The 6,462-nt window shown below is 45.2% G+C and carries 7 protein-coding genes; 4 read left to right on the forward strand and 3 right to left on the reverse strand.

From position 1 onward, the window contains the following. From RIB93_RS20260 to RIB93_RS20270, 3 genes are all read left to right on the forward strand, one after another. A complete protein-coding gene (locus tag RIB93_RS20260) occupies nt 1-648 on the forward strand; it encodes a Crp/Fnr family transcriptional regulator (protein WP_446374990.1) in 648 nt (215 codons plus the stop codon). 233 nt (nt 649-881) lie between these two features. Beyond that, nucleotides 882-1,493, forward strand: a complete 612-nt coding sequence (locus tag RIB93_RS20265; RefSeq protein WP_446375002.1) for an alpha/beta hydrolase — start codon at nt 882-884, stop codon at nt 1,491-1,493. 18 nt (nt 1,494-1,511) lie between these two features. After that, nucleotides 1,512-1,781, forward strand: a complete 270-nt coding sequence (locus RIB93_RS20270; protein ID WP_446374992.1) for a hypothetical protein — start codon at nt 1,512-1,514, stop codon at nt 1,779-1,781. 28 nt (nt 1,782-1,809) lie between these two features. Here the strand turns inward: RIB93_RS20270 and RIB93_RS20275 are convergent, their stop codons facing one another. The 3 genes from RIB93_RS20275 to fraC form a co-directional block, all read right to left on the reverse strand. Beyond that, nucleotides 1,810-2,592, reverse strand: a complete 783-nt coding sequence (locus tag RIB93_RS20275) for an ABC transporter permease (RefSeq protein ID WP_446374994.1) — start codon at nt 2,590-2,592, stop codon at nt 1,810-1,812. A 49-nt stretch (nt 2,593-2,641) separates the two neighbouring features. Beyond that, nucleotides 2,642-3,670 carry a DUF5357 family protein gene (locus RIB93_RS20280; protein WP_446374996.1) on the reverse strand — a complete coding sequence of 343 codons (1,029 nt, stop codon included), beginning with the start codon at nt 3,668-3,670 and terminating at the stop codon, nt 2,642-2,644. 92 nt (nt 3,671-3,762) lie between these two features. After that, nucleotides 3,763-4,347 (reverse strand): filament integrity protein FraC, encoded by a 585-nt coding sequence (gene fraC / locus RIB93_RS20285; RefSeq protein WP_446374998.1) that lies wholly within the window; start codon nt 4,345-4,347, stop codon nt 3,763-3,765. A gap of 244 nt (nt 4,348-4,591) precedes the next feature. On the opposite strand from fraC, the gene RIB93_RS20290 reads away from it, so the two are divergent. Next, nucleotides 4,592-5,725: a cob(I)yrinic acid a,c-diamide adenosyltransferase gene (locus RIB93_RS20290; protein ID WP_446375000.1), complete on the forward strand. Its 1,134-nt coding sequence runs from the start codon at nt 4,592-4,594 to the stop codon at nt 5,723-5,725. Nucleotides 5,726-6,462 lie beyond the last annotated feature (737 nt).

The raw sequence follows: 6,462 nt of genomic DNA on the forward strand, positions 1-6,462 counted from the left end.
ATGATTCCAACTTCCAGAGCCGTTTTGGACGTAAACCCGACTCAATCTCTTGGTCAAGCCGAATTTCAAGATTCACGTCGATTGCATTTTTATACTAAAGGCGACAAAATTCCCATAATTTCTCAAGGAGTTTGGCAGGTTTGCCAAGGTTTAGTTCAGCTCAGTACGCTTTGCCAGAATGGGGAAGAAGTGTGGCTAGGTTGGGCAGAGCCTTCAATGTTTTTTGGTCGTTGGTTTTCTCTGCTGAGTGCTTACCAAGCGACGGCATTGTCTGACGTACATCTGATTTGGTTTTCTATAGAGGAGATCAATGCTTCACCGCGATTGGCTCAGATGATATTACCGCAAATCATCCACCGGATACGCCAAACTGAGGCACTCCTAGCGATCGCGGGTCAGCGTCGAGTTGAAGATCGTTTACAACACTTGTTGCGGTTGATGCAACAGGAAATGGGTCAACCTGTACCCGAAGGGACTCGTTTGAAGATGCGCCTGACGCACCAAAACCTTGCCAATGCGATCGGTACGACCCGTGTCACCGTCACCCGACTCCTGAACAAGTTAAAAAATCAGGGCAAGATTAGCTTTGACAGCGATCGCCACATTATTATTAAACCAGATAGCTTCAAAAATATTGCTGAGTGGTAAGACCTTCGTTTTGAGTTGAATTAGGTTTGGAGTAGGGGCTTGGTCACCAAGCCCCTACTTGGTCACCAAGCCCCTACTTGGTCACTTGGTCACCAAGCCCCTAGGTTGGAACTCCGGGAAATTTAGCCATTCCATGACAAAAAATAACCCACCTAATGTCATGGATGCAGCGATAGTTTATAGTATGTGTAACCTAAGTAAAATCACACGTTAAATTTTTCAGGAGTAAGTCCCTGTCTTTGGAGACGATTTCAATTCCACCAGCTACAGGTAAACAACCAGTGGGACTGGTTGTGCTTTTACATGGCTGGGGGGCTAATGCTAAAGATTTGCAACCTCTAGTGCCAGAATTGGCTCTATCTAACTACCATGTCTTGCTACCTAATGCACCCTTTGGTCACCCACAGGTGGCTGGAGGCTATATGTGGTATGACTTGGAACGAGAAGACTATCAAGGCTTGGCACAAAGTCAGCGTCTATTGACAGACTGGCTAAAGTCTTTGGAAAGTCTCACCGGTATTCCTCTTGCCTCTACGATTATGATGGGCTTTTCTCAAGGGGGAGCCATGGCTCTAGATGTTGGGTTACATTTACCCTTGGCGGGTTTAGTGTCAATGAGTGGTTATTGGCATCGCACGCCTCAAGAGATTGAACCTCCCTTGCCCCCTGTTTTAATCGTTCATGGTAGACAAGATAATGTTGTTCCTTTGAGAGTAGCTCATCGATTGCGGGATTATTTACTAGCGCTAGGTGCGCCGATGCAGTACAAAGAGGTGGATATGGGGCATGAGATTGCACCTGAAGTGGTGGAAATTGTGCGGGATTTTATTTTAGTCAATACATGAAATAGGGAACAGGGGGAGTTGGGGGAGTTGGGGGAGTTGGGGGAGATGGGGGAGATGGGGGAGATGGGGGAGATGGGGGAGATGGGGGAGATGGGGGAGATGGGGGAGATGGGGGAGATGGGGGAGATGGGGGAGTTGGGGGAGTTGGGGGAGATGGGGGAGATGGGGGAGATGGGGGAGATGGGGGAGTTAACTCAACACTTAGTCAGGGCGGGTTTTGTACTAAAGTTACTATCAATCGCGACAAGAAAGTTCCTAAACCCGCCCCTACAAAGTCGGTTTTCTTGAGCGAAGTGAAGGGACACCCAATCTCCAATTAAAACTCACGTCGAGAGAAAATCAGAATCGCGATCGCAAGCAGCAAGATCGTGTAGAGTATGGCATAAACGGCATGTTCTAAAAGCTTTACAGAGGAGGGAAGCAAGCCATAGACTGCCTCATTTTTCAAATTTAGACGAGATAAATCGGGTAAGATTAGGTAAAGACCTTGGGTTATTGTCTCAATCGTCGGATTTTCGCTGAGTTTGCCTAACTCCTGCACATCGCGACTCAAATGTCCCATTAAATAAATGCCAAAGGTTAGGAGTGTGGCTAGGATTGAGCTGGTAAACACACCAAACATTAGCGCTACGGCGACAATTAGGCTTAACTCTAAAAACTGATAAAGCTCTGAAATCAGTAGGCTAGCTAAGGGGTAATTAATGCCATTGAAACTGAGGAGAGCTAAGTAAATAGCTGTCATAGCGATAACCAAAACCGCTAGGACTCCCAGTAATCCTAAATGCTTGCCAATAATTAATTCTGCTCGTGAGATAGGTTTGGGAATTAAAACCAACACGGTGCGTTTTTCGATTTCCTTATTAATCAAACCTGTCCCAACAAATATGGCAACCAGGACTCCCAACACACCAATCGCCGCTAGACCTAAATCCATAAATATTTTATCTTCTGTGGTGGCGGCTACTTCCCTCAAGAGGGGTAACGCAACGACCAACAGCAGGGCAAAAAAGCCAATCACATAAAAGATGCGATCGCGAATGACTTCCTGAAACCCATTTGTCGCAATTGTCCAAATTCTACCTACAGTTTTTGTTGCCATTTATCTGATGTCCTTTGTCTTATGTCAACTCATTGGTTGCATCGATAATTTATAGAGTTGGTGATTGAGAGGTAACAATTGGTTCAGCGACGCGCCATCCTTCTACCGGATCACATTCTACCTGACTGACAAGACTAATACCGATGTCAGTTTGGCGATTGACGGATATTATCTGACAAGACTTGGTGAGTAAGTTGGCTTGGGTTTGCGATCGCGGACCTTCCCAAAAGGCTTTTAGTTCTAAGTTATACCCCGACTCTCGCAGTGAAATCTCTCCAAGACGCACTTTCCACAAGTTGTCTTCTTTGATATCAGGAGAGGCAATTTCTTGCCTGACTTGAGTTGCAATCTGGTCAATCTGCTCAATCAGTTGTTCACGTTCTCGAAGCAGAAGAATTTGTTCAATGTCTGACCACTCTTGGTTATTAAGCTGTTCTTCTAAGCGAGATGCTACTAAATCTAAAATGGTCGTCCCACGGGGTAGCCTTTGCCTCGATTCATCGGTGGATAGTCTGACCACAAAGGCACTTTTTTCAAATGTATCAGCGGCGATTGTGGGATATTGAACTAACCAGTCTTGTACCAAAAAATAGAATTGAAACCAACTGCTTAGTATCAACTGACTCGTGAATAACCACACCAGCGGTTGACGTTTGTCTCTATCGGGAATTTTGGGTTTAAAATTCTCACCTAAACAAGTGGGCAATGCCGCAATTATTGCCGATATCAGCGGCCAGATCACTAAAGCGTAGGCTGGCAATTCGCCTGTAACAATGCCAACAATATAAATGGTAACCAACGCACCTGTAATCCAGGGACTTAAGAGGATTTTACCAATGCTGATGTCTTTATTGCTAGTTGTTGCCCAATAGACACCTAAAATTAAAAACCACCAACTAAAACTCGCTAATATAATTGTAAAAATATTCGTCGCCAGAAACGACATTGCCCACGAGAATACGCTTAACCCGATCAGGGTCTGCCAAGAGAAAGCTGTGTCCGGGTTGAAGATTTCAAAGATAGTTCTTAGGAGGTTATTTACCCAATTTAATATATTGTTTAAAATTTTCCTAATCATTGGTTTAATTTGAAGCTAATGGTAAGAGATTTTGAAGTCGTTAGAACAGACTGAAAACCGTTTAATTTCAGTATTTATAGGTTGGGTATCGCTTAGAATAGAGTATTCAATTCAAGAATATTCAAGTCCATAAAGCGTAAGACTAAAAGCAGCAAAATAGCACTGTAACTATAGGCATTAGCCAGTAGCAAAGCAAAGGCAGGATTGGGTTTAGGATTGGTAATCTTCCGCTTGGGTTGATTAAACAAGCCAGGTCTTTTGTTAGATATATCGGAACTCATTTCAAACTGTTCTGGTTGATCATGAATCCATTGCTTTATCAGTTCAAATCCGATTATTTTGATGATAAAACTGAAAAAGAAAATCATGATACCAATCGAAATTAGTTGAGGATTGGGTGTATTCAATTGACTGCCTAGGGGATGATCAAAGAAAATAAAGTTTACAATTTGAACTCGCAAAAATTGAGGTAACAAAGTCTCTAGAACTAAAAAAGTTAACCAACCCAGGACAACGCTCCACAAATTCAGCGAGGTAGCATATTGCACACTGGTTTTACGAGTAAGGTTTAGCCGTAGGTGCAAGACCCTGGCTTCTAGGGCGATCGCGACCAACAGGAATAAGATTTGAAAGAGAATCAGTTGGAGAGGTAAAACAATAGTTAGGTTATCTACCATAATGGTTTCCGTTTAATCGATGGTATCATTTCCTCGTTCGTCATACTCGCTTTCGTGAGCGACGATCAATGTTACATCCTGGGAACCTCTGACATTCCGCCTTATTCCTCCTAACGACGACGGGGATAACTGTCTGGCTTGTTTATACTATATTAGATTGGCAGGGATAAGAGGATAAATATTATTCTTACCATTCCCGGTTATATCGCTAAACTGAGTTGGGGTAGATTCTCAAGGATCGTCAATGACTAGGACAGGTATTGGTATTCGCACGGCGGCTGAGCGTACAGAACGGATCACGGGTCAGATTCATGTTTACGATGGCGTGGGTAAGGGGAAGTCTCAAGCCGCATTGGGCGTGGTTTTGCGCTCAATTGGTTTGGGGATCAACTGTGCGGAATCCAGTCGGGTCTTATTGTTACAGTTTCTGAAGGGACCAGGACGGAACTATGATGAGGATGCGGCGATTGAGGCGTTGCGACGGGCGTTTCCTCACTTGATTGATCAGGTTCGCACGGGACGAAGTGAGTTTTTTACCCAAGAGGAAGTGACGCGGTTTGACAAGTTAGAGGCGCAGCGCGGTTGGGATGTGGCGAAAGGCGCGATCGCGTCCAATCTCTATTCGGTTGTGGTGCTCGATGAGTTGAATCCGTTGCTGGATTTGGGTTTACTCCCGGTGGAGGAGGTGGTGCAAACCCTGAAAAATAAACCGCCGTCTTTGGAGGTGATTGTCACGGGACGCGGAACACCGCCAGCGCTGTTGGATGTGGCGGATTTACATAGTGAGTCGGTTCCTCATGATCACCCGGTTTCCCGAGAACAGGGGATTGAGGGAATCGAAATTTATACGGGTGCGGGGAAAGGAAAATCGACCAATGCGTTAGGGAAAGCGTTACAAGCCATTGGTCGGGGAATTAGTACGGATAAATCCCACCGGGTGATGATTATGCAATGGCTGAAGGGAGGAAGCGGATATACCGAAGACGCCGCGATCGCAGCATTGCGTCAAAGTTACCCGAATCTGGTGGATCATCAGCGTTGTGGTCGAGATGCGATCGTCTGGCGGGGACAGCAGCAGATTTTGGATTATGTGGAAGCGGAACGGGGATGGGAAATTGCTAGGGCGGCGTTAGCGTCAGGGTTGTATAAAACGATTATTCTGGATGAACTGAATCCGACGGTTGACTTGGAACTGTTGCAGGTTGAACCGATTGTCGAGGCGCTGTTACGTAAACCTCGTGACACGGAGGTTATTATTACAGGTCGTTGTAAAAATCAACCCGCTTATTTTGAATTGGCGACGGTTCATTCGGAGATGATTTGTCACAAGCATTATTGTGACAAAGGGGTGGATTTGAAGCGAGGGGTGGATTTTTAAGGTATTTGTCTTATGTCATTTGTCATTCGTCATACTCAAGGGAACGCCAAGCAAGTTATGTCCTTTGTTAGTGAACAGTTTTTCTATTTGTCTCTATCCTTTATATAACAAGCATTACAGCCGATAATCCTCAAAGGAGCGATCGCGCTTTTGAACTCCCAAAGATAGAGCCTAGTCTGAATCCGAGTTCCTCCTTAGGTTTGAGTGTGATTCCACCTTACGAGTGATGGTTTTCCCGGTTCTGTGTTGATACATTAGTAATAGCAAAGGAAAACGGCACTGGATGGAGGTTGTTCCGCTGTGATCCATTGTCGGACATCGAAGGAGAGCGACGCTCAGATGTCTGGACAGTGCCGGATACGCGATAGCTGAGGCGGTTGTGGAGTTTTTGTCGCTTCCTCCACTTCATCACTACCAATGGGGGACGAAACTCCCCATCAGAGCGGTCAAAGGTAGTGAACGCCTAGAGTCGTGACTTATAACAAATCGATATATCACTCGAACCGTCTTGGTTAATGTCCGAGGCGGTTTGTGTTATGAGTTTGGCATCACTCTGTTCTAACCAACGTTGTAGACAGATCCCCGACAACTCCTACGAAGTCGGGGATCTGTCTGTCTGTATTAAGCTGAAGTTCCCCCCATCCCGATTGGTGATAGAAGTCGAAACCCCGACTATGTAAGCGTTTGAGCCAATTACTCCTCTCAATTTGTACCCATGTATATTTAAGATTTTCTTA

This window comes from Coleofasciculus sp. D1-CHI-01, assembly GCF_040218875.1.
GTDB lineage: Bacteria > Cyanobacteriota > Cyanobacteriia > Cyanobacteriales > Coleofasciculaceae > Coleofasciculus.

Coding starts and splice junctions, on each gene's coding strand:
- RIB93_RS20280 (WP_446374996.1), bottom strand. CDS start 3,670: ATGATTAGGAAAATTTTAAACAATATATTAAATTGGGTAAATAACCTC.
- RIB93_RS20260 (WP_446374990.1), top strand. CDS start 1: ATGATTCCAACTTCCAGAGCCGTTTTGGACGTAAACCCGACTCAATCT.
- fraC (WP_446374998.1), bottom strand. CDS start 4,347: ATGGTAGATAACCTAACTATTGTTTTACCTCTCCAACTGATTCTCTTT.
- RIB93_RS20290 (WP_446375000.1), top strand. CDS start 4,592: ATGACTAGGACAGGTATTGGTATTCGCACGGCGGCTGAGCGTACAGAA.
- RIB93_RS20275 (WP_446374994.1), bottom strand. CDS start 2,592: ATGGCAACAAAAACTGTAGGTAGAATTTGGACAATTGCGACAAATGGG.